This is a genomic window from Streptomyces sp. NPDC048623, from assembly GCF_040650755.1.
Lineage (GTDB): Bacteria > Actinomycetota > Actinomycetes > Streptomycetales > Streptomycetaceae > Streptomyces.
In genome coordinates, this window is record NZ_JBEZHV010000004.1 from 371,564 (window position 1) to 393,341 (window position 21,778).

17 protein-coding genes are annotated in these 21,778 nt (G+C 73.6%); 5 read left to right on the forward strand and 12 right to left on the reverse strand.

The features are described from left to right. Positions 1 to 38 precede the first annotated feature (38 nt). The 8 genes from AB0C73_RS08785 to AB0C73_RS08820 form a co-directional block, all read right to left on the reverse strand. A complete protein-coding gene (locus tag AB0C73_RS08785) occupies positions 39 to 1,853 on the reverse strand; it encodes a VgrG-related protein (RefSeq protein WP_362526313.1) in 1,815 nt (604 codons plus the stop codon). Positions 1,854 to 1,941: 88 nt separating this feature from the next. Beyond that, the gene (locus AB0C73_RS08790) at positions 1,942 to 2,664 is read right to left on the reverse strand and encodes a LysM peptidoglycan-binding domain-containing protein (RefSeq protein ID WP_362526315.1); all 723 of its coding nucleotides are present in this window, start codon (positions 2,662 to 2,664) and stop codon (positions 1,942 to 1,944) included. A gap of 2 nt (positions 2,665 to 2,666) precedes the next feature. Next, positions 2,667 to 3,104 (reverse strand): phage tail protein, encoded by a 438-nt coding sequence (locus tag AB0C73_RS08795; RefSeq protein ID WP_362526317.1) that lies wholly within the window; start codon positions 3,102 to 3,104, stop codon positions 2,667 to 2,669. 64 nt (positions 3,105 to 3,168) lie between these two features. Further along, positions 3,169 to 5,997, reverse strand: coding sequence for a hypothetical protein (locus AB0C73_RS08800; protein ID WP_362526319.1), 2,829 nt, complete (start codon positions 5,995 to 5,997; stop codon positions 3,169 to 3,171). A gap of 36 nt (positions 5,998 to 6,033) precedes the next feature. Next, entirely contained in the window at positions 6,034 to 6,192 is a 159-nt protein-coding gene (locus AB0C73_RS08805; protein ID WP_362526321.1) for a DUF6760 family protein, read from the reverse strand. Next, positions 6,189 to 6,590 (reverse strand): hypothetical protein, encoded by a 402-nt coding sequence (locus tag AB0C73_RS08810; RefSeq protein WP_362526411.1) that lies wholly within the window; start codon positions 6,588 to 6,590, stop codon positions 6,189 to 6,191. The genes AB0C73_RS08805 and AB0C73_RS08810 overlap by 4 nt, the downstream gene beginning before the upstream one ends. Before the next feature lie 40 nt (positions 6,591 to 6,630). Beyond that, positions 6,631 to 7,074, reverse strand: a complete 444-nt coding sequence (locus AB0C73_RS08815) for a phage tail protein (protein WP_362526322.1) — start codon at positions 7,072 to 7,074, stop codon at positions 6,631 to 6,633. 90 nt (positions 7,075 to 7,164) lie between these two features. Further along, complete coding sequence (locus AB0C73_RS08820) at positions 7,165 to 8,805, reverse strand: phage tail sheath subtilisin-like domain-containing protein (protein WP_362526325.1); 1,641 nt, start codon at positions 8,803 to 8,805, stop codon at positions 7,165 to 7,167. A 383-nt stretch (positions 8,806 to 9,188) separates the two neighbouring features. Between AB0C73_RS08820 and AB0C73_RS08825 the strand changes: the two genes are divergently transcribed. Further along, the gene (locus AB0C73_RS08825) at positions 9,189 to 10,775 is read left to right on the forward strand and encodes a peptidoglycan-binding protein (RefSeq protein ID WP_362526328.1); all 1,587 of its coding nucleotides are present in this window, start codon (positions 9,189 to 9,191) and stop codon (positions 10,773 to 10,775) included. Positions 10,776 to 10,847: 72 nt separating this feature from the next. Here AB0C73_RS08825 and AB0C73_RS08830 read toward each other — a convergent pair whose 3' ends face one another. The 3 genes from AB0C73_RS08830 to AB0C73_RS08840 are packed head-to-tail and all read right to left on the reverse strand — an operon-like array spanning position 10,848 to position 15,009. Continuing rightward, positions 10,848 to 13,664 carry an AAA family ATPase gene (locus AB0C73_RS08830; RefSeq protein WP_362526331.1) on the reverse strand — a complete coding sequence of 939 codons (2,817 nt, stop codon included), beginning with the start codon at positions 13,662 to 13,664 and terminating at the stop codon, positions 10,848 to 10,850. Beyond that, entirely contained in the window at positions 13,661 to 14,329 is a 669-nt protein-coding gene (locus tag AB0C73_RS08835; protein WP_362526334.1) for a DUF4255 domain-containing protein, read from the reverse strand. Before AB0C73_RS08835 ends, AB0C73_RS08830 begins: the two co-directional genes overlap by 4 nt. Then, the gene (locus AB0C73_RS08840) at positions 14,329 to 15,009 is read right to left on the reverse strand and encodes a response regulator transcription factor (protein ID WP_362526337.1); all 681 of its coding nucleotides are present in this window, start codon (positions 15,007 to 15,009) and stop codon (positions 14,329 to 14,331) included. The genes AB0C73_RS08835 and AB0C73_RS08840 overlap by 1 nt, the downstream gene beginning before the upstream one ends. A 487-nt stretch (positions 15,010 to 15,496) precedes the next feature. On the opposite strand from AB0C73_RS08840, the gene AB0C73_RS08845 reads away from it, so the two are divergent. After that, positions 15,497 to 16,117 (forward strand): TOPRIM nucleotidyl transferase/hydrolase domain-containing protein, encoded by a 621-nt coding sequence (locus AB0C73_RS08845; RefSeq protein ID WP_362526414.1) that lies wholly within the window; start codon positions 15,497 to 15,499, stop codon positions 16,115 to 16,117. Positions 16,118 to 16,193: 76 nt separating this feature from the next. Here the strand turns inward: AB0C73_RS08845 and pucL are convergent, their stop codons facing one another. Continuing rightward, complete coding sequence (gene pucL / locus AB0C73_RS08850; protein WP_362526339.1) at positions 16,194 to 17,114, reverse strand: factor-independent urate hydroxylase; 921 nt, start codon at positions 17,112 to 17,114, stop codon at positions 16,194 to 16,196. 319 nt (positions 17,115 to 17,433) lie between these two features. Here pucL and AB0C73_RS08855 point away from each other — a divergent pair, with 319 nt between their 5' ends. From AB0C73_RS08855 to AB0C73_RS08865, 3 genes are all read left to right on the forward strand, one after another. Further along, on the forward strand, positions 17,434 to 18,060 hold the full coding sequence (locus AB0C73_RS08855) for a PadR family transcriptional regulator (protein ID WP_362526342.1): 627 nt from the start codon (positions 17,434 to 17,436) through the stop codon (positions 18,058 to 18,060). A gap of 68 nt (positions 18,061 to 18,128) precedes the next feature. Continuing rightward, positions 18,129 to 19,853: an acyl-CoA dehydrogenase family protein gene (locus tag AB0C73_RS08860; protein WP_362526344.1), complete on the forward strand. Its 1,725-nt coding sequence runs from the start codon at positions 18,129 to 18,131 to the stop codon at positions 19,851 to 19,853. Between the two features lie 390 nt (positions 19,854 to 20,243). Next, positions 20,244 to 21,644, forward strand: coding sequence for an APC family permease (locus AB0C73_RS08865; protein WP_362526346.1), 1,401 nt, complete (start codon positions 20,244 to 20,246; stop codon positions 21,642 to 21,644). Positions 21,645 to 21,778: the final 134 nt, after the last annotated feature.

Genomic DNA, 21,778 nt, shown 5'->3' on the forward strand with positions numbered 1-21,778 from the left:
TCCTCCCTCCTCGGAACTCGGAACTCAGAACTCGGAACTCAGAACGGCAGGTTCGCCGCGACCGGATTCGGCAGCGGCACGGTCGAGGTGACGAGGGCGGGCGCGTTGATCACTGCCTGGGTCAGCGCCGTCACCTTGAACTTCGGCCCGGCCTTGATGTCCACGCCGAGCTTGGCGTCCAGGGAGATCCGCCCTTGCGCCGACAGCGTCAGATCCCTGCCCGAGGCGACCGTGATGCCCCGGGCGCCGGTGATGGTGACCGTGCCGTCGCTGTCGATGGTCAGGGTGGTCCGGGCCTCGTTCAGCTCGATGCTCAGCTTCCCCTGCCCGGTGCGCAGCCGAACGCCGTGCGACGCCCGGGTCCGGCCGGCGTCCTCGCGCAGCTCGACGGTGTGCCCGGTGCGCGAGGTCAGCGCCCGCCACTGCACCCGCCCGCTCGTCGGATCCACGGCCGCCGCCCCGTCGGTCGCCGGGGTGTGCCGGTCCACCCCGTTGTACAGGCCCGCCAGGACGTACGGGTGCTCCAGCGACCCTCGGTCGAAGGCGCACAGGACCTCGTCGTCGACCTCGGGCAGCATCAGCCCGCCGCCCGCCCGGCCGCCGAGCTGGGCGACCCGGCACCAGCCGCTCTCGTAGGTGTCCGAGAGCCACGGGAAGCGCAGCCGCACCCGGCCCAGATGCAGCGGGTCCTTGGTGTTGGTGACCAGGGCCACCGCCACCCCCGGCATCGGCGGTGCCGGCTCCGCGCCGCCCGAGGCCGTCCCGTACAGCGAACGGAACTGCCGCCCCGACACCGTCAGCCACGTCGTGAACTGCCGCCCCGACGCGAAGACATGACGCACCCCGGTCGCCGTGTACCGCCCCTCGAACGGGAACCCCGCGCCCTTCACCGCCACCGGCTGCCCCGGCTTGAGAGCGGGGTTGCCGGTCACGGCCACCTCCACCTCCGCGAACGAGCCCGTCACGTCGTCGGCGAGCGCCGCGGCCGCCTGCGCCACCTCCGACTGCGTCGTGAACGGAGTTCCGGTGGCGGTGAGTTCGGCCGGTCCGAACGGAGCGGACAGCTGCGCCGGAGTGATGTCCGAGACGATCTCCCGGCTCGCGACGGTGGGTGTCCGCGCCGACAGCGCCTGCTTCGTGCGCGGATCCCAGCCCCGCACGTCCACCTGGCGGACCTGCCCCGCGGCCGTCACCGACACCCGGCTGTGCAGCGTGTTCGACCCGAAGTCCAGGACGTACGGGCTCTGCGCGGCCGGCGTGGTGTCGGACGGGGCGCCCGACGCCGGCGGCAGGGCGGCAAACACCAGCCGGCCCGCCGGATCGAGCGAGAGCCGTACGTCGTTCTCCCGGGCGAGGCGCGACAGGAAGTCCCAGTCGGTGATGTTGGGCTGGGTCGCCAGCTCGTACACGGTCGGCGTCGCCTCGATCCGGCCGACCGGGACGCCGCTCAGCGCCGCGAGCTTGCGCGCGATGTCCGAGGCCGTCATGTTCGGATAGCCCTCGACCCGCCGGTTGCGCAGCAGCCGGTGCCCCGGGTCGTACCCGCGCAGGATCAGATAGCGCCCGTGCCCCGGCGTCGCGTCCACCTCGACCGCCGTGACCTCGCCCGTCAGCATCGGCTCACCGCGCTTGCCGTCCGTGAACGGCGAAAGGACCGCCATCGCCCCCACCTTCAGGAAGGGGAACTTCTCGGTCAGCGCGCCGTCCTTGTCCGCGAACGTCAGCTGGAACGCCGACGGCACGTTCACGCTCGCATCTACCCAGCCCTCGGTCAGCCGCGCCGCCAGCGGCTCCGGCAGCGGCGTGCCGTCGAGCTGCACATGGAGGACGGTGGTGAATGTCTTCTCGCTCATGAGATGCCCTCGGTTTCCGGCGGGTCGGTGCGTGGCGTCGCGTGTGGGTGGGTGTGGGTGTGGGTGTGGGTGTGGGCGTGGGTGTGCGTCACTGTGCGTCGGTGGCGGACGGCAGCAGCAGTTCCGTGCCGGGGCGCAGCTGCATCGGGTCGTCGATCCCGTTCGCCTCGGCGATCACCCGCCAGCGCGTCGCGTCCCCGTACTCCCGCCAGGCCAGCGACGCCAACGAGTCCCCGGCCACCGCCCGGTGCACCCGCCGCGCCGACAGCGCGCCCGAGGTGGGGTTCTGACGCTTCGTCGCCGAAGCGATCTCGGTCAGCGACAGCGCGCACGTCGCCCGCAGCGGCACCCCGCTCGGGCTGAACAAGGTGTACGTCGCCGACACCGACGTCACGTACGCGACCAGCCGCACCGTCGAGAACGACCCCCACGAGAACTCCACCCAGGGCGGCGACGGCGCCTTCGCCTCGATGCTCTGCTGCGTCACCTCGCAGCACGAGAGCAGCAGTTCCACCTGTGTCTGCACGACCGTCGACGACGGCGTCCCCGACGCGTCCAGGAACACCTCGACGTCCATCGACGCCGGCTCGGCCCCGGTGAACTTCGGCGGCGCGCCCCGGTCGTAGGCCACGTTCGGCTCGGTGAGCCAGTGCGCCGAGCGGCTCAGCCTCAACTGGTCCGGATTGAACTGGAACGTGACCTCGCCCAGCTTCCCGCCCATCGCGCCGCCCAGATCCGTCGGCGGCTGATGGATCGCCAGCGAGGCCCGCGAGAGCCCGCGCGCCGCCTTCCCGCCCGTCACCGCGGCCATCGCTACAGACCCCCCGCGTCCGTGAACCCGTGATGCGCGATCTCCAGCGTCTCCGTCGCCACCCCCGGACTCGCCGGATCGAGCGTCGGCCCCGTCCACCGCACCGGCAGCACCTCCACCAGCCCCCACTGCGCGACCACCGACTTGTCGGCGCGCAACGCCGCGATCTGCGCGGTCGGCCGGGTGATGCCCGTCGCGAGCGACGAGATCCACGCGGCGACGCGGGCGGTGTCCGAGGTGAGAGGCCGGGTCAGCCGGATCGTCGAGAACGTCACCCGGGTCGGCAACTGCCACACGAATCCGTTGTTCCCGCCCTCGTGCCGCTGCTCCACCTCCACCTCGGAGGACAGCCCGTCGCAGCCGTTGAACAGACCGAGGTCCTGGCCGTCGATCGTCAGCTTGAAGAAGACGGTGGAAGCGGGGTCCTGGGGCAGGGGCATGGTGGCGGTCTCTCGGTCGTCGGGTACGGGGGTGGGGCACGGGTTGCGGGTTACGCGTCTCTGGTCACCGGGTGTGGTCGCGCAGGCGGCCGACCCGCTCGCGGTCCGCCCGCAGTTCGGCGCGGAGCAGCCGCGACAGCGGCGTGACGAGCCGGCGCGCCAACTCGTCGAGGTGGGCGGGGGATTCGGGCTGGGCGGAGGTGGGGGCTGGTGCCGGTGTTGTCGGTGGCGACTTCTTCGTCGCCGTTGTGCGCTGGACGGGGGCGGCGGGGAGCGGGGCGATGGGCGCAGGTGCGGGTGCGGGTGCGGGTACGAGGCTGGGGGTGGCGCTCCGTTGGAGGGGCGCGCGGGTGGGGGCGGCAGCGGGTACGGCCCTGGGCGCGACGGGCATGCGCGGGGGCGTTGCCGGGGTGGTCGCCCGGGGTGCCGCCGGGGGTGCCGCGACCTCCGGCACGCTCGGCGCCAGCGGCCGGGCCGTCGCCAACGGCCGTACGGCGCTCCGCTGGACGACGCCCGGCGCGGTGGCCCGGGGCACGTCGGTGAGCGTGACGAGGGGAAGAGGCTCGGGCGCCACGGGCTCGGGCGCGGGGGCCGGGGTCGGGGCCGGGGCCTTTTGGACGGGTGCGGGCGTGGGCGCGGGCGGGGGTTCGGGTGCTGGAGTGATCGGCGCCCCGATGGGTGACCGCCGCGCCGGCGTCTTGGTGTTCCAGTCCGCCCCCGGCGCCCTCCGCGAACGCCGCACGGCCGGCCCCCGTCGCCCGGGCGACTCGTCCGCCCTGTCGGGAACCCCGGACCCGGCGGGGGAAACCGGGTCCGGGGAGTTGTGGGACCGCCCGTCGTCGGACGCGCCGGTCGGCGCGGCGGCGCGCTGAACGGGCGCCGGGACGGGGGCGGGGGTGCCGCCGACCGGGGCGAGCCGGCGCGAGGGCTGGGCGGAGGGGGAGTGGACGAGGGGCGAGCGGGGGGTGGTGGACGGGCGTACGACGGGGGGCGTGGTCCGGAGGGCGTGCGCGCCTTCGGCCGCTCGCTGGACGGCGGGCTGCGAGGCGGCCTGGGCCGCTGGCTGGATGGTGGGAGCGTGCGAGGACCCATCGGCCGTGCGAGGAGCCGTGCCCTGCGGCGTCTGGCTGGCGCGCGAGCCGTCGGCTGCGCGGTGGACGGCGGGCGCGAGGGCGTTGGTCTGCGGAGCCTCGGCCCCGGGCCGCGCGGCGCGCGAGCCATCGGCCGCTCGCTGGATGGCGGGCAGGGCCGAGGGGATGTCGGTCTTGGGAGCCTGGGCGGCCTCGGGCCGCACGGATCGTGCGTCCTGAGAGGCCACGGTCGTGCGCTGGACGGCGGGCGCTGGTGCGGGCAGTGGGCCGGTGGCGCGGTGGTTGTCGGCGGCGGGCTGGGGCCGTACAGGTGCGCCGACAGGGGTGCGCGGGGCCGGCCGACCTTCGGGCATGGGTGCAGCCATGCCGGCCTTCGGGGCCTGGGCCTCGGGCGGTGCGGGCCGGGTGGTCGCGGTGCGCGGGCCCTCCGGCGCGCGCTGAACGGTGGCCTCCGGCGTGGTGCCGTGACGGGGGTTCGCCAAGGGGGCGACCCGGACCGGCGCGGGGGCAGCAGTGTTCTCCTCCGCCCTCGCGGGCTGCGCGGTCGCCGCTGCTCGCTGCACGGAGGCCCGCTGCGGGGACTCCGGCCGCGCCGGGGCCGAGGTGGCGCCGGTTCGGCCGCCTGCGGCGGGTGCCGGCGGCTGCTGCGCAGCCAGCGAGGCCGGGGTGTTGGCCCGAAGCGGCTGAGGAGCGGTGGTACGCGGGCCCTCCGGGACCGCGGCTTCAGGCCGGTCGGGCAGGGCGGTCGATGAACGCGGGTCCTGGGGGCCCGCGGCTGCACGCTGGGTGGCGGCCGTCGGTGTTGCGGTCGTGGTTCCGGTCTTCGGCGCCGCAGACTCGGCCCGTGCGGGGCCGGATGAGTTCGTGTGCGAGTCCCGGGTGCTCGCCGCCGCGCGCTGGGCGGGGGCTGGGCGGTTGCCCGGGGTGGGCTGGGGCCGGGTCGGACCGAGGGCGGATGTGTCCGCCGCCTCGGCGGTCGGGGTGGCCGGCTGCGCGGCCTCGGGCCGTACCGGCCGCGCACCGGTGGCGCCGGGTTCCGACCGTACGGGCGTGGGAGCAGCGGCGGTGCCCTCGGCTCGCGCCGGAGCCGGTGAGGGCTGCCGGATCTGCGGGTCGTCGGACCCGTCCCGTACGGGAAGGCCGAGGGGCGTACGCCGGGCCGGCGGTTCGGCGACCGTGCGCTGTACGGCGGCCTTCGCCTTGGTGCCCGAGGCGGCAGCCGTGTGCGCTGACGGCGTTCCGGCCTGTGGAGCCCCAGGCGCGGCCTCCCGTACCGGCGCCGAGGAGGCCTCAGGCCTGGTCCCTCCAGGCCGCGCCCCGGCGCGCGCCGCGACCCCGGGCGACCTCGTCGCCTCGGTCCCCGCCCGCTGCACGGCCGGGGCCGGAGGCCTCTGCCCCGCCTCGGTCCGTACGGGCATGGGCGTGGGCGTGGGTTCGCCCGTCGCCTGCGCCTCCCCGGCCCGTACCGCGGCCGGCAGCCTCACCCCCGGCAGTTCCGTCGTCTTCGCGGGCACCGCGCGCACCGCGTCGAGCAGCACGCCCGCCGGGGCGTCCGGAAGGGCGCCGTGGCCCAGGTCGGACTGGAAGGAGGGGTTCCAGTGGGTCGCCAGCGAGGTGGCGAAGCCCTGTTCGGCGACGGGGCGCGGGGGTGCGAGGACCCGCTGGACGGGCGGGAGGGACTGCCACGCCGTGCCGGACGCCGACTCCGGCACCTCCGGCACCTCCGCCGGCTCCGCCGGAACCGCCGTCACCGACTCCTCGCGCGAACCCCGGCTCCGCCGCCCGCGCCACCTGTCGAACATGCCCATCTCCTCCAACCCCCTTTCCCTGTACCGTCGTCAACCCTGTGCCGCCGCCCGCTCCACCAGCGCCGCCGCCCGCGCCACGTACCCGCGCCGGTCCGCGTGCTCCAGGTCGAGGACGGCGTCCATGCTCCAGTGGAAGTGGAAGGCGAGGTACGCGGTCTCCTCCTCGATGAGATCGACCGCGTACGTCACGATTCCCCCAGGCGGCTCCCGGCCAGTTCGACCTCGAAGGACTCCTCGCAGTGCGGGCAGGCGACGGCGGCCCTGGTGTGGCCCTCCGCGTTGATCTGCCGGTAGAAGTCCTGGAGGAACGCCAGGTCGGAGGCGAACATGTTCTCCACCGTCCCGTCGTGCACCGACGGGAGCGAGCCGAGGCGGGTGATCACCCGGCCGAGCAGGACGACCGACAGATACGCCGGGTTCTCGCGGACCCGCACGTCCCGCAGCGGCACCAGCTCGTCCCGGGCCGTGGCCAGCCGCATGGCGCCCCGGCGGTGCACGGTGCCCGACTCGTCGACGTAACCGCGCGGCAGCTCGAACTCGAACTCGGTCCGCAGCGGCTCCTGTCGGGGAGCCGCCACCTCCGGCACCCCGGGTGCGCCCGCACCCGATCCCTCGCGTCGCACCGGATCAGCCGAGGGTCAGCTCTTCGAAGGTGATCGTGACCTGCTCGGTGAGCGCCGCGGCGTCACCGGCCTTGGTCCCGCTCAACTCCACCTTCGTGCACCAGGCGTTGCGCAGGTTGTAGCGCTTCACCTCACGGAGCTCGTAGTCCAGGAAGATGATCGAGGCGTCCTTGCGGGCCTGGCCCATGTTGCCCGCGATGGAGGCCGCGATCCACTCGGTGAAGGCCTGGGACTGCGTGGCGCCGCGCGTCACCGTGCACTCGCCGGCCTTCTTGACGCCGGGGAGCTTCTTGATGATCGGCTTGCCGTCCGCCGAGACCTGCTGGTACTCGATGACGTCCTGCTCCATGGAGAGGCTGCTGATCTCCTGCAGGGTCTCGACCATGACGCCGTCGATCTGCAGGCCGAAATTGTGTGTGGTGAGCGCGTCACCGGTGTCCAGAGCCATGCGGGGTCACTCCTGTTCGTGCGAAGGGAAAAGAGGGGAAGAGGACGGATACGAGGACGAGGGCGAGGACGGGAGCGGGAGGCGCGGCCGCTACTCCTCCAACTCCCCGCCGCCGCCCTGGAACTGGGCGAGCCGGAACACCACGAACTCGGCCGGCTTCACCGGCGCGATGCCGATCTCGCAGACCACGCGGCCCAGGTCGACCGACTCCGGCGGGTTCGTCTCGGCGTCGCACTTCACGTAGAACGCGTCCTCGGCGCGCTGCCCGAACAGCGCGCCCTGGCGCCACTCGTTGACGAGGAACGCCGAGATGTTGCGGCGGATCCGCGCCCACAGCGACTGGTCGTTGGGCTCGAAGACGACCCACTGGGTGCCGACGAGGATCGACTCCTCGAGGTAGTTGAAGTACCGGCGCACGTTCAGGTAGCGCCAGGCCGGGTCGGAGGCCAGGGTCCGCGCGCCCCAGACCCGGATGCCGCGGCCGGGGAAGGCGCGGACGCAGTTCACGCCGATCGGGTTGAGCAGGTCCTGCTCGCCGCGGGTGATCTGGAGCTCCAGGTCGACCGCGCCGCGCACGATCTCGTTCGCCGGGGCCTTGTGCACTCCGCGCTCGGCGTCGTTGCGGGCCCAGACGCCGGCCATGTGGCCGGACGGCGGCACGATGCGGGTCTGGCCGGTGGACGGGTCGAAGGACTTGATCCACGGGTAGTAGAGGGCCGCGTAGCGCGAGTCGTAACCGGCGCTCTCCTGGCGCCACTTGCGCACGTCGCGGGCGTTGAGACCGGGCGGCGGGTCGAGCAGCGCCATCCGGTCGCCCATCAGCTCGCAGTGGGCGATCAGACCGAGCTGCACGGCCTTGACCTGCTCGGCGTCGATCAGACCCTGCTGGTGCGCGCCCATCAGGTCGGGCACGGCAACCATGCTGATCTCGTCGAAGGCCTCAAGGCCGCCGAAGCCGGTGCGGTCGGCGGAGTCGCCGATGAAACGGCCGGGTTCGAGCGCGCCCGAACCGGCCGCTGCAGCCGATCCGGCCGCCACGGCCGCAGCCTGCGCGGGGAGCGACGGGCGTTCGGCGGGCGGGGTGAGCGTCACGGCCTGGGCGTCGGGGCGGGCGAGTTGCCCGCCGGCCGCCGCCTCCTCGACCACGATCGTCTTCGAGCGCTGCTTGACCTGTGTGACGACGTAGTTCCGCGAGCCCTTCTTCGCCGACGCCTCGAAGCTCTCGACGACCTTCTCGCCGTCCTTCACGAGCAGCTTGAAGCGCTCGCCGTCCGCGCCGTCGGCGTCCTGGACCTCGACCGTCAGCGCCCCGCCGGCCTCGGTGCCGGCGGCGATCGCCGCCACCTTGAAGGTGCCCAGTGCGACCGCCTCGCCGGCCACCAGTTCGCGCGGCGCCGCCCCCGTGCCGCCCGTTCCCGCGGCCGTGTTCGCGCCGGCGGCCGCCTCACCGGCCGGGCCCTGCGCGTTCCCGCCGCCGACCCGTACGACGTACGCCGCCGTGCCCCCGTTGTCGAAGAAGCCGTACACCGAGTGGGCCAGGTAGTAGCCGTCCGTGAACTCCCCGAACGACGCCACGTACTGCGACCAGTTGGTGACGAGCACGGGCTCGTTCAGCGGGCCGGTCGGCGCGAGACCCACGAACGCGGCGACGGAGGTGCCCACGCCCTCGATGGGGCGGGAGCCGCCGGCGACTTCCTCGACGTAGACACCGGGGGACAGATAGGTGGGCATGGGTGCTCGCTCCTAGGGGAAGGACGGGGGACGAACGTGCGGGTGCGGGGCGGCCGGTGGTCGGCACACCCGCGGCCGTCGTCGGCATCCGTGACGCGTACGCCATCGACTCTTCCGCCACGCCGAGGCCGCGACCAGGGAGAAGAGGGCCGTCACGAGGGCAGGAGCGGCTGCCCTCGCGTGCACGTCCACCTGCGCGGGGCGGCGTCCCGACCCCGTACGGGCCGGCGCCCTCGCCCGTACGCCCAGGTCCACGCGGCCTGCCGCACCCCGCGCCCCGGCACCCTGCATGTACGCGTCCGCCCGCGCGGGCAGCCGACCGTGCCCCTGACCGGGGACTTTCGGGCAACCGGCCGGCCCCTTCGGGCACTTAACCTGCGCCCATGACCATGTGGACCTCTCTGGATCCGGCCGACGTGACCGTCGAGCCAGGGGCCCGGACCTCCGCTCGGCTGCGTGTGCGCAACACCGGGGACACCGTCGAGGAATACCGGCTCTCGCTCGTCGGCAAACCCTCGGGGTGGTCCCGGGTGGAGCCGGACGTCCTCCGCCTCTACCCGGGCAGCGAGGGGACCGCCGAGATCTCGTTCGCCCCGCCGCGCTCGCCGGACGTGGCGGCCGGACCGATCCCGTACGGCATCCGTGTCGAGCCCCGCGAGAACGCCGCAGCCCGCGACGTCGTGGAGGGACGGCTGACCGTCACGCCCTTCACCGAGATACGGGCCGAGCTGCTGCCGCCCGCGCTCACCGGCCGCTTCCGCGGGCGGGCCCGCATCGCCGTCGACAATCTGGGCAACACGCCGCTCACCGCGTCGCTGCTCGTCCGGGACGACGCGAACCGGCTCGCCTTCGACCTGCGGCCCAATGCCGTGCAGATCGCCCCCGGCCGCGCCGCCTTCGGCGACCTGGTCGTGCGCCCGCAGAACGTGCGGTGGACCGGCGGCGAGGAGTCGCACCGGTTCACCCTGGCGGTGCGCCGCTCCGGCGACGACACCTCGCTCGACCTCGACGCGACCTTCGACCAGCGTCCCGTCCTCGGCCCCTGGCTGATGGTCGCGGCCGGCCTCCTGGTGACCGGCGTGATCGCCTTCGTCGCCCTCTGGATGGGCTTCTCCCCGAAGATCACCAGCGCGGCGAAGGAGACCCGGGCGACCGGGGCGCCCGCGCCGCTGCCGCAGGGCGACGGTGACACGCTGCCCGACGCGCCTCCGCCGAGCCCGTCCGGTACGCCCCCGCCCGGTGGCGACCAGCCTGGCGGCGACCCGCCCCCCGGCGACGGCGGTGCCCCTCCGGGCGACGGCGGCGGCGACCAGGGCGGGGGAGCCTCCCCGGGCGGTGGTGGCGGGGGAGGTGGCGGAGGCGGCGGCCAGGTGCCCCCGCCGCCGACGACCACCCGGCACACGGTCCCGCCGTGGCGGCCCGGCGATCCGAAGGACGTGGTGGTCGAGTTCGCCCAGGCCCGCCTCGCCGCCCTCGGCAGCAATAACTCCTGCACGCTGAAGGGCAGTTGGAGTCCTGGCGTCATCGACGCGCCGACCCGAGCCTCCCTCGTCTGTTACCAGCGGGCCGTCGTCGCCGTCGGGCAGCGGGACGGCACGAATTCGGCCGCGATCTTCCGCACCGACATCGAGGGCACGCTCGGCCGCGCGACGCTCACCTCGCTCTGGGCGCAGGGCATCAGCCCCGACGAGGTGAAGGCGGGAAGCCGGACCTGGGAGAACACCGCGCTGATGGGGGCCTTCTGGTGGGCGATCAACCGTGACTTCACCGACCCCGGCGACATGGACCGGGTCCGCGACTACGCCCGGCTCGGCATCGACCACTTCCGCCTCCAGAAGGATGCGACGACGCTCTACAGCAGCAATGTCGCCGATCACATTCGGACCTATCAGGCGGCTGTCGGCCTGCCGGTCACCGGCACGGCCGACTGGAAGACGCTCAACAAGATGGTCGGCGGCAGTGTGAAGTAGCCGGGAGAGAAAGGAAGTCGGGGGCCGTCCGCGTTGTGGACGGCCCCCGACCTCTTCTCTTTGCCGGGTCTGCTACGGGGACCAGGGCGCCGTCGCGTCCGTCACCAGGCGGCCCGCCTTCCGGTACTCGCGGCGGGCCCCGGCGAGCAGATCCTCGCCCATGACCGCCGCGTCGGGGCCGGTCCCGCGCGCCGCCGCCAGATAGCCGGCCGTCACCGCGGCCGACCGGATCGCACCGCCCGCCAGCTCGAACTCCTTCGCGCAGCGCGCGATGTCCTCGTCCAGTCCCTCCGCACGCGGCACACCGGCCAGACACGAGTGCCAGAGCGCGACCCGCTGCTCGGCGTCCGGGAACGGGAAGTCCACCACCAGATCGAGCCGGCGCGTGAAGGCCTCGTCGATGTTCGCCCGCAGATTGGTCGTGAGCACCGCGATCCCGTCGAAGGCCTCCAGGCGCTGCAACAGATAGGCGCTCTCCAGGTTCGCGTACCGGTCGTGCGAACTGCGCACCTCCGAGCGCTTCCCGAAGACGGCGTCCGCCTCGTCGAAGAGCAGCACGCAGTCGGTGCGGTCGACCTCGGCGAAGATCCGCTCCAGGTTCTTCTCGGTCTCGCCCACGTACTTGTCGACCACCGACGACAGGTCCACCACATAGAGATCCAGGCCGAGTTCACCCGCGACGACCTCCGCGCCCAGCGTCTTCCCAGTGCCCGACTCCCCGGCGAACAGCGCGACGACACCGCGCCCCCGGCCTCCGCCGGTGCGCAGCCGCCACTCGCCGAGTACACGGTCCCGGTGCCGGGCCCGCCCGGTCAGCTCGCGCAGCAGACCGAGCGGCTCCTCGGGCAGCACGATGTCGGCGAAGCCCACGGCGGGCCGCACCCGCCGCGCGCGGCTGTCGAGCAGCGGCGCCGACACCAGCCGCGCGCCCCGCTGCACATGCTCGCGGGTCAGACCCCCGCCCTCGAACGCGGCAAGCGCCCGCGCCGCCCGCGCCGCGCGGCGGATCTGGTCCCCGCCGAGCCGGTAGGGCGCGACCGCCTCGTCGAGGTCGAAGTCACCGCGGAAGGCGGTGGTGGAGGGGTGGTCCTGCGGGGCGCGGGTGCCGGGGGCGGTCGACGCGGGGTGGCCGACCGGGTTTGTCGACGTGGGGTGGCCGCACGGGTCGGTCGACGCGGGCCGGCCGGTCCTCGGTTCGCCCGGGTCGGTCGGGTGTGTCGCCTGGTCGGCCGGGCCGGTTCGGGCGGGTCGGTCGGCTCGGTGGGCCGGGCGGGCATGCTCAGCCCCGGCAGGCCCGGTAGCCCCGGCGGTCCTGGCAGGCTCGGCAGGCCCGGTAGCCCCGGTAGCCCCGGCAGGCCCGGCAGGCCCGGCGGTCTCGGCGGTCTCGGCGGTCCCGGCAGCCCCGGTGGTCCTGGCAGGCTCGGTAGCCCCGGTGGTCCTGGCAGGCCCGGTAGCCCCGGTAGCCCCGGCGGCCCCGGCAGTCCCGGTAGCCCCGGCGGTCCTGGCAGGCTCGGCAGGCCCGGTAGCCCCGGCGGTCCCGGCAGGCCCGGCGGTCCCGACGGCCTCGCCGGTCGGCTCGCCCAGCTCGCGGTGCCACAGCGCGGCCGAGGACCGGACGTCGCCCGGCGCCTCCAGGGCCACCAGCTCGGCCGTCGGCAGCCAGGCCGGATCGAGCGCATCGCCGCCGGCCAGGACCACCGTCGTCCCGCCCACTGCGGCCAGGACCCGTACCAGCGGCCCCGGCTCCGGCGGCAGCGGCTCGACGACCACCGCGGCGCCTCGGAGCCGGGCCTCGCGGATCAGGACCCGGGCCGCCTCCGCGTCCACGCCCTCCGGCCGGTGGCGCAGCACCGGCCGCCCGGCCGCCCGCAGCGCGGCCACGACCGCCTCCGTCGCGGCACCGGGCACGCGTTCGCGCAGATGGACGGTCACGGGGCCGGCCGCGGCGACCCGTGCGGCGAGCGTCCCGAGCGGGCCACCGGGCACCGGTTCGGCCCCCGTCCCCGCCCCTGTCGGCGGCAGCAACTCCACGCCGCTGCCGCCCAGTCGGGCGTCCAGACGGGTGTCGTCACCGAGGAGATGGGCGATCACCCGCTCCGGCACCCGAAGCGCTCGCCCGGGCAGCGGCCGGTCCTCGTCCTCGACCTCCAGGAGGCCGCCCGCGCGCAGCGGGGCCGCCGGATGGAAACGGGCGCGGGCCGCCGGGTCGGCCGGACCCGTGGCGGCGAGGTCGAGGGCCAGGGCCACCGTGGCGCGGCGCCGTCCGACATCGTCGTTGAGGTACCCGTACAACGCCTCGAAGCCGCGGTCCACGTCGGGCGCGAGCGCGGTGAGGAGGAGGTGCGCGTCGAGTACGGAGAGCCCGAAGGCGCGGACGAGTGCGGCGAGCCGCCCCGTACCGCCCTCGGGCGACACCAGAGGTGAGGGCGGGGCAGGCGCCGCGAGGGCACTGGACGATCCGAGCGCCCCGGGCACGCCAGGTGCACTGGGCGACCCGGGCGGGACAGGCGGGACAGGCGGCCCGGACGATGCGGGTTGGTCTGACGATCCGGCCGCGCTGTCGGAACCGTCCGCACCGTCTGGACCGGCCGACAGGTATGCACCAGCTGCCCTGTCCACCCCAGCCGCCCCAGCCGCCTCGGCCGGGTCGTCCGCTCCCGCCGGGTCGGACCGGCCAGCCGGCGTCGACCCCGCCTCCGCGCCCGCCGGCGGCGCCTGGGTCGCGATCCGCAGCGCCGTCTCCCCGGTCACGTACAGCCCGCGCATCGGATCGCCCGCCGTCGGGTCGTCCGCGCTGCGCGCCGCGACGAGCGCCGCGACCCGGGTCCGCAGCGCGCCGATCAGCTCCAGCAGGTCGCCGCTCATGTCGTCGTCCATGACCTCGCTCATGCGCGGCCCCCGCGCGCGCCGTCGCTCGTCCGCGGCAGCGGGCCGCGGGCCGTGACGCCACCCGGTCGGCGCAGCATCCTCGGCGCCGAGTCGTCCGGTACCCCGTCGATCCCGCGCACCAGGACCTCGGCGCCCTCCGTGACCGGCGGGGCCGCCCCGTACACCGGAGTGACCGGGAAGGGGGTGGTGACCACGACGTCGAGCGAGGGCTTCAGCTCGCCGCCGAGCGCGGACCAGATCTCGGCGAGCGAGCGCGACTCGGCCGGCGGCACGGCGACGGTGAGGGGCAGGGTCGGGCTGATCGGGCGGACCGACTCCGGTACGGCGTCGCCGGAGAGGACCTCGTGAGGGAGGAGGAGGGCCAACGCGCCGGAGAGGAGCCGGTGTTCGTCCTCCGGGCGGGCGGTCCACGCCGTCACCAGGTACGAGAGCCGGAACCAGCGCGGCGGCTGGCGGCGGCGGGTCACGATGCCCTGGGCGTCGCGTTCGGCGACGGCGCCGCGTTCGCGCCGGGCCGTGTCCTCACGGATGTCGTAGAGATAGGCGTTCAGGGTCGGGGCGGTGCGGCGGGCCGCCCAGTCGCGGGTCGGTGCCTCGAAGGCGACGTCGCCCGTCACGGCCGGTGCGAGCAACTGCCGCAGCGATGCGTCGATTTCATGGATCATCAGATGTAGCCCTCGCGGAGCGCGTACGCGACGGCATGCGCCCTGTTGGTGAGTTGGAGCCGGGTCATCAGCGCGTGCAGGATGTTCTTGACGGTGCGTTCGGAGTAGGCGAGCTTCTCGCTGATCTGGCGGGTCTCGAAGCCCTCGGCGAGCAGCCGCAGTACGTCGACCTCGCGCGGGGCCATGCCGAACAGGGGCACCGTCCCGCTCGTGCCCGCACCGGCCGCCGTGGCGCGCTGGAGCCGCCCCACCTGGTCGAGCAGCCGGCTCACCAGGTCGGGCGGCAGCTCGCCCTCGCCGCGGGCCGCGCTGTGGACGGCGCTCAACAGGCGTTCCTCGGTGGCCTGATGGCGCCAGATGATGGCCCGTACGCCGTACTCGACCACCGTCAGGAGGTCGGGCTCGCGCAGCTCGCGGGCGACGAGCACGACCCGCTGGTCGCAGCCGGCGCGCAGCAGGCGGCGCAGCTCGGCGGTGGTCGGCTCGTCGATCCGGTCGGCGAGCATGATGGCGACCGCGGCGGCGTCCGGCTGCTTGGCCCCGGGCATGTCGTGCCCGGCGCCCATGTCGTGCCCGGCCACCACGTCGATGGTCGGCTGATGCCGCAGATGGCTGATGAGCCCGGCCCTGCTGAGCGGATCGGATGCGTGGACGGTCACCGTCACGCGCTGGGTGAGCATTTCCCCTACCTGCTCTCTCACTCGTCCGACCGCCGTCCGTGCGCGCGCCGTTCGGGCGCGGGCCGGTGGTCGAGGCGTTGGCCGGGCGGACGAACCGGTGTCCCCGCGGCCGGTGGCACGTGAGGTGAGCCCCCCTGTGCTCGGTGGTCGGTGTGTCTGCTGGTCCGTGGCGACGCGTCGGCCACGGTGGTCGCCGCCAGGCTCGCAGCTCGTACTCACGTTCCACTGTCGTCGCGCTAACGTCGCTCTGCCGCCGGGCACGGCGGCGGCACGGACTGAAGGCGGTGGCGGAGCGATGGCGCGGGATCTGTACAACGTGCGGGTGCTCGGTGGGGGCAGCGGGTCTTCGTCGAGGCCGAGGACCTGACCCGGCTCAGGCTCTGACTGGCGCCGCACCGTACGTCCTGAGCCCGCACCGTACGCCCTGATCCGCGAAAATGCGTGGCGGGGCAGGGGCCAGGCCCGGAAGACTCGCCCCATGGCTGACATGGCTGACATGGCGGCGTTCCGGGAAGCGGTCACCGCGTGGGCGGCGGGCGGCCCCGGCGACCCCGCGCGCGAGCTCGCCGAGCGCCTGCCCGTACGGACCGTGGTCCTGCTCGAAGGCCCGAGCGACGTCGCGGCCGTCGACGCGCTCGCCGCCCGCCGCGGCCGTGACCTGGCCGCCGAGGGCGTCTGCGTGCTCTCCATGGGCGGCGCCATGAACGTTGCCCGCTACACCCGCCTCCTCGGCCCGCCGGGACTCGGCCTGCGCCTCACCGGCCTGTGCGACGAGCGGGAGAGCGACTGGTTCGCGCGCGGCTGGGCACGGGCGGGTCTCGGCGGGCGGGAGGACTTCTACGTCTGCGCCGCGGACCTGGAGGACGAACTCGTCCGCGCTCTCGGCCCCGACCGCGTCATGGCCCTCGTCCACGCCGAGGGCGACCACCGCGCCCTCACCACCTTCCTCCGCCAGCCCGCCCAGCGCACCCGCGCCCCCGGCCACCAACTCCGCCGCTTCCTCGGCACCAAGAAGGGCCGCAAGATCCACTACGGCCGCGTGCTGACCGAGGCACTGCCTGCGGACTCCGTGCCGGAGCCGCTGGAGGCACTGCTCGCCGCGGTCTGACGAGGGCCGCCGCCCCCGGCCGTCGTCTCGCACGGCCGGGGGCGGCGGCCCTCCAGGTCACCAGGTCACCAGGCCGTCAGGCCGTGATCCAGTCGCTCGTGGCGATCACCGGCTGGACGCCGTCGCGGTGGATCGTGCCCTCGATCAGGCCGTACATGCGGTCCGCCGCGTAGTACACCTCGTTGTCGTTCTTCAGGCCGAAGGGCTCGAGATCGACGAGGAAGTGGTGCTTGTTCGGGAGGTTGAGGCGGACCTCGTTGACGCTCTGGCAGTGGTCGAGGACGCGCTCGGCCATCGCGTTGAGGGTCTGCTGGAGGGAGTAGCTGTACGTCTCCGCGAACGCCTCCAGCATGTGGCGCCGGGCGGACTTGTACGAGCGGTCCCAGTCGAAGTCCCCGGCGCCGGCGGCGAGCGCGGAGTGCGCCCAGCGGGCCGTGACCTTGGTGGCCAGGATGCGGTCGTACGCCTCCTCAAGGGTCGTGTACTTGTCCTTGATGAAGCCGTGGAACTCGGAGTTCGTCGAGTTCATGACGGTCAGGTCCTTCAGGCCCGAGATGACCTGGAGCTGCCCGGTCTGGCCGCTGTACGTGACCTGGGCGGTGCGCACCTCCTGGCCCTTGCGGACGAAGGAGTGCTGCTCGGCGCGGGTCGGCACCGAGATGCGGTCCCAGGCGAACTCCTCCACGCGGATCTGCGCCTCGTGGATCACCGGCTGCGAGTGCACGAAGTGCTTCGCCAGCAGGATCGCGAACGCCTCGGGGGAGGCGATGCCGTGCTCCTTGGCGAAGGCGTAGATCGTGTTCTTGGTGGTGTCGGTCGGCAGGCAGTGGCCGTTGTCGCCGGTCAGGTGCACGTCGCGGAACTCGCCGCGCAGGGCGACGGAGACGTTCAGGTCGCGGATCTCGTGCCAGGCGCCCTCGTTGCCCTGACGGGTGATCTTGACGATGCGGTTCTCGGCCTTGCCGTACTGGTTCTGGGCCAGGACGTGCTTGCTCATGGCGTTCGCTCCTGCGGGTACGTGGATACGTTGTCCCCGTACGCCCGGCGTCCAACGCGGCGGCCGAAACCGCCCCGCGCTCCCCGCCGTCCGGCCCTCGCGCCCTGGGCCGCCCCGGGACTGACGAGCATCCCGGTCCGTAGGTGTTGTCGTCACGGATTGCAGCACAGGCATCCCCCGGTCGACAAGAGGCCGGACCGACGGCGTGTGCATTCAGGACGGGCACGGCGTGAACCGTCAGGACCGCCACGGCGTGAACCGTGTCTCATCGGCCCGCCCCGCCTTGCTATGCAACTCGTTGCATAGAAGGATCGGTGCCATGGCGCTCGAACACGCGATCCTCGTCTCGCTCCTTGAACAGCCGGGCTCCGGCTACGAGCTGGCCCGGCGCTTCGAGCGGTCCATCGGCTACTTCTGGACCGCCACCCACCAGCAGATCTACCGCGTGCTCAAGCGCATGGAGAACGACGGCTGGGTCGCCGCCCGCGACGTGCCGCAGCGCGGCCGGCCGGACAAGCGCGAGTACTTGGTCGCCAACCTCGGCCGGGCCGCGCTCTCCTCCTGGCTGCACGACCCCATCGAGCCCGAGTCCGTACGCCACGACCTGGCCGTGAAGATCCGGGGCGCCGCCTTCGACGACCCGGCCGGCCTGATCCACGAGGTGGAACGGCACCGGCAGGTCCACCAGGACCGGCTTGCGCACTACCTGGCGGGCGAGACCCGCGACTTCGGTGCGCCGCAGGCTCCGGACCCGGACTCGCCGCAGGCCCCGGACCCCGGCTCGCCCGGTGCGCCCGACGCCGAGCGCGAGCTCCAGCACGTCGTCCTGCGCGGCGGCATCGCGTACGAACGCATGATGATCGCCTGGCTGGACGACGTGCTCGCCACGCTCGCCCGCTTCGGCCCGGCCCGCGCGGATCAGGCCCGCCCCGACGCGGACCGCTGAGCCCCTCCCCGTACCCACAAGCACACCCGCACGCACCCGATCCCGACCAGCCGAAAGGCATCCTCGCCATGGCCGACCAGCTGCTGTTCAACCCGCGCACCTACGACCCCGCGCACTTCGACCCGGAGACGCGCCGGCTGCTGCGCGCCACCGTCGACTGGTTCGAGGAGCGCGGCAAGCGGCAGCTGATCGAGGACTACCGCACCCGCGCCTGGCTCGGCGACTTCCTCGCCTTCGCCGCCAAGGAGAACCTCTTCGCCACCTTCCTCACCCCGGCCTCCGCCGCCGGTGAGGGCGAGACCGACAAGCGCTGGGACACCGCCCGGATCGCCGCGCTCAACGAGATCCTCGGCTTCTACGGGCTCGACTACTGGTACGCCTGGCAGGTCACGATCCTCGGCCTCGGGCCCGTCTGGCAGAGCGACAACGCCGCCGCGCGCGAGCGCGCCGCCGAACTCCTGCGCCAGGGCGAGGTGTTCGCGTTCGGCCTGTCGGAGAAGACGCACGGCGCCGACATCTACTCCACCGACATGCTGCTCACCCCGGACGGCGAGGGCGGCTTCCGCGCCACCGGCTCCAAGTACTACATCGGCAACGGCAACGCCGCCGGCCTCGTCTCCGTCTTCGGCCGCCGCACCGACGTCGAGGGCCCCGACGGCTATGTCTTCTTCGCCGCCGACAGCCGCCACCCCGCGTACCACCTGGTCAAGAACGTCGTCGACTCCTCGAAGTTCGTCAGCGAGTTCCGCCTGGAGGACTACCCGGTGGCGGCCGAGGACGTCCTGCACACCGGGCGCGCCGCCTTCGACGCCGCGCTCAACACCGTCAACGTCGGCAAGTTCAACCTGTGCACCGCGTCCATCGGCATCTGCGAGCACGCGATGTACGAGGCCGTCACCCACGCGCAGAACCGGATCCTGTACGGCCGGCCGGTCACCGCCTTCCCGCACGTGCGGCGCGAACTGACCGACGCCTACGTGCGGTTGGTCGGAATGAAGCTGTTCAGCGACCGCGCGGTGGACTACTTCCGGACCGCCGGTCCCGACGACCGCCGCTACCTCCTCTTCAATCCGATGACGAAGATGAAGGTCACCACGGAGGGCGAGAAGGTCATCGACCTCATGTGGGACGTCATCGCCGCGAAGGGCTTCGAGAAGGACAACTACTTCGCGCAGGCGGCCGTCGAGATCCGCAGCCTGCCGAAGCTGGAGGGCACGGTCCACGTCAACCTGGCGCTGATCCTCAAGTTCATGCGCAACCACCTCCTCGCCCCCGCCGCGTACGAGCCGGTGCCGGCCCGCCTCGACGCCGCGGACGACGCCTTCCTCTTCCGCCAGGGCCCCGCCCGTGGCCTCGGCGCGGTGCGCTTCCACGACTGGCGCCCGGCCTTCGACACGTACGCGCACCTCCCGAACGTCACCCGCTTCCGCGAACAGGCCGACGCGCTCTGCGAGTTCGTCACCACGGCCGCCCCCGACGAGGAGCAGAGCCGCGACCTCGACCTGCTGCTCGCGGTCGGCCAGCTCTTCGCCCTCGTCGTCCACGCCCAGCTGGTCCTGGAGCAGAGCGCGCTCACCGCCCTCGACGAGGACGTCCTCGACGAGCTCTTCGCGGTCCTCGTCCGCGACTTCTCCTCCCACGCCGTCGAACTCCACGGCAAGGACTCCGCCACCCCCGCCCAGCAGACCTGGTCCCTGTCCGCCCTCCGCCGCCCGGCCGTCGACCCGGCCCGCACGGACCGCGTCTGGCAGCGGGTGGAGGCCCTCTCGGGCGCGTACGAGATGGCGCTGTAGGCCACGGCGGCCCGGACCGCCCCCAGCAGTCTCACCCGGAGCCGCCTCCGGACCCCCGCCGGGTCCGGAGGCGGCTCCGTCCTGTCTCACGGATTGGGCGGACGGCCGCCGGGCGGTAAAGCGCGAGAAAATTCCTCCCCGGGATGCTGCGGTTCCCGTACGGAGCATGAGCGCCGTCTTAGCGCGTTGTTAACGTCCAAAACATCCGCCGAACTACTTCGTGACAACGAATTCCGCAGCCATCAGACCATTGACCTGCGGTTCCGTGCAGGCTTCCATTCAGCCCGGGAGCCACGGACAGCAGTCACCCCTCACATCACCGGCCGCCTCGGAGGCGATACCGCTCCCACCCGAACCCCGGAACACGCACGCACCGATCGGATCCGCCTGATGACCGACACTCTCAGCGCCCCCCACGCCCTGGCGCCCCAGACCGGCCCCGTGCCGCAGAAACTCAAGCGTTCCATCGGTGTCGTCGGCGGCACCCTCCTGACGCTGTCGTGCGTCACCCCCGCCTCGACCCTCTTCGTGGTGGTCCCCGACCTCTTCGGCAGCGTCGGCACCTTCACCGCCCTCACCATCGCCATCGGCTCCCTGCTCTGCATCGGCGTGGCCTTCGTCTACTCCGAACTCGGCACCCTCATCCCCAGCGCCGGCGGCGAGTACGCGATCGTCTCCACCCTCGCGGGCCGCCTCGCCGGCTGGCTGGTGTTCGTGCTCTCGCTGCTCGTGGTGATGATCGTGCCGCCGGTGATCGCCATGGGCACCGCCGACTACCTCGCCCCGCTGGTGCACATCCCGGCCCCCGTCGCCGGCGCCGGCGTGATGCTCCTCGCGACCCTCGCCGGTCTCCTCGACCTGCGCGCCAACGCCTGGATCACCGGCATCTTCCTGGTCCTCGAAGTGATCGCGGCCGGCCTCGTCGCCGTCCTCGGCTTCACCCACTCGCAGCGCGGCCTCGGCACCCTGGTGCACGGCCAGGTCGGGGGCGAGGGCGGCGCCCACTCGCTCGTCACCGGCGCCCTGGTCGTCTCCGGCCTCGCCATCGCCCTCTTCGTCACCCAGGGCTTCTCGACCGCCGTCTACCTCTCCGAGGAGCTGGAGAACCCGCGCCACAGCGTCGCCCGCACCGTGCTCGCGACCCTCGCCATCTCCACCGCCGTCATCCTCGTCCCCGTCATCGCCATCACCCTCGGCGCCGGCGACCTGGAGACCCTCACCGGCGGCGACATCAGCGGCATGATCACCGCCTGGTCCAACTCCGCCGTCGGCACCTTCATCAGCCTCTGCGTCGCGCTCGCCATCATCAACGCCGGCATCGTGATGGTCATCCAGAACTCCCGCGTGCTCTTCGCCTCCGCCCGCGACAAGGCCTGGCCCGAGCCGGTCAACAACGCCCTGTCCCGCCTCGGCCGCTTCGGCTCGCCGTGGGTGGCCACGCTGCTGGTGGGCGTGCCCGGCGCCGCGCTCTGCTTCGTCAACCTCGACACCCTCTACGGCGTCACCGGCGTCTCCGTCACCGGCATGTACCTCCTGGTCGCGGTCGCCGCCCTGTTCAGCCGCCGCGGCGCGCACCGCCACGTCGCGGCCTGGCGCATGCCGCTCTGGCCGGCCGTCCCGGTCCTGCTCATCGGCGTCCTCGCGTACGTCCTGTACATGCAGGACACCGAGTACCTGCTGTGGACCGGCGGCATCACGGCCGTCGCCACCCTCTACTGGGCGCTCTACCTGCGCCCGCGCCAGGACACCCGCTGGTTGGTCAGCATCCCCGAGGACGAGCACCACGTCTGACCGGGAGGACGACGCGGAGGGGGCCGGGGGCCGGGGCGGCGGACACCGCCCCGGCCGCACCCGGCCGGCCCGCAGGCCCGCGATGGCGGCGACCTCCTCCTCGGCGGCGGTCAGCCCGGCGAGGATGCCGGAGG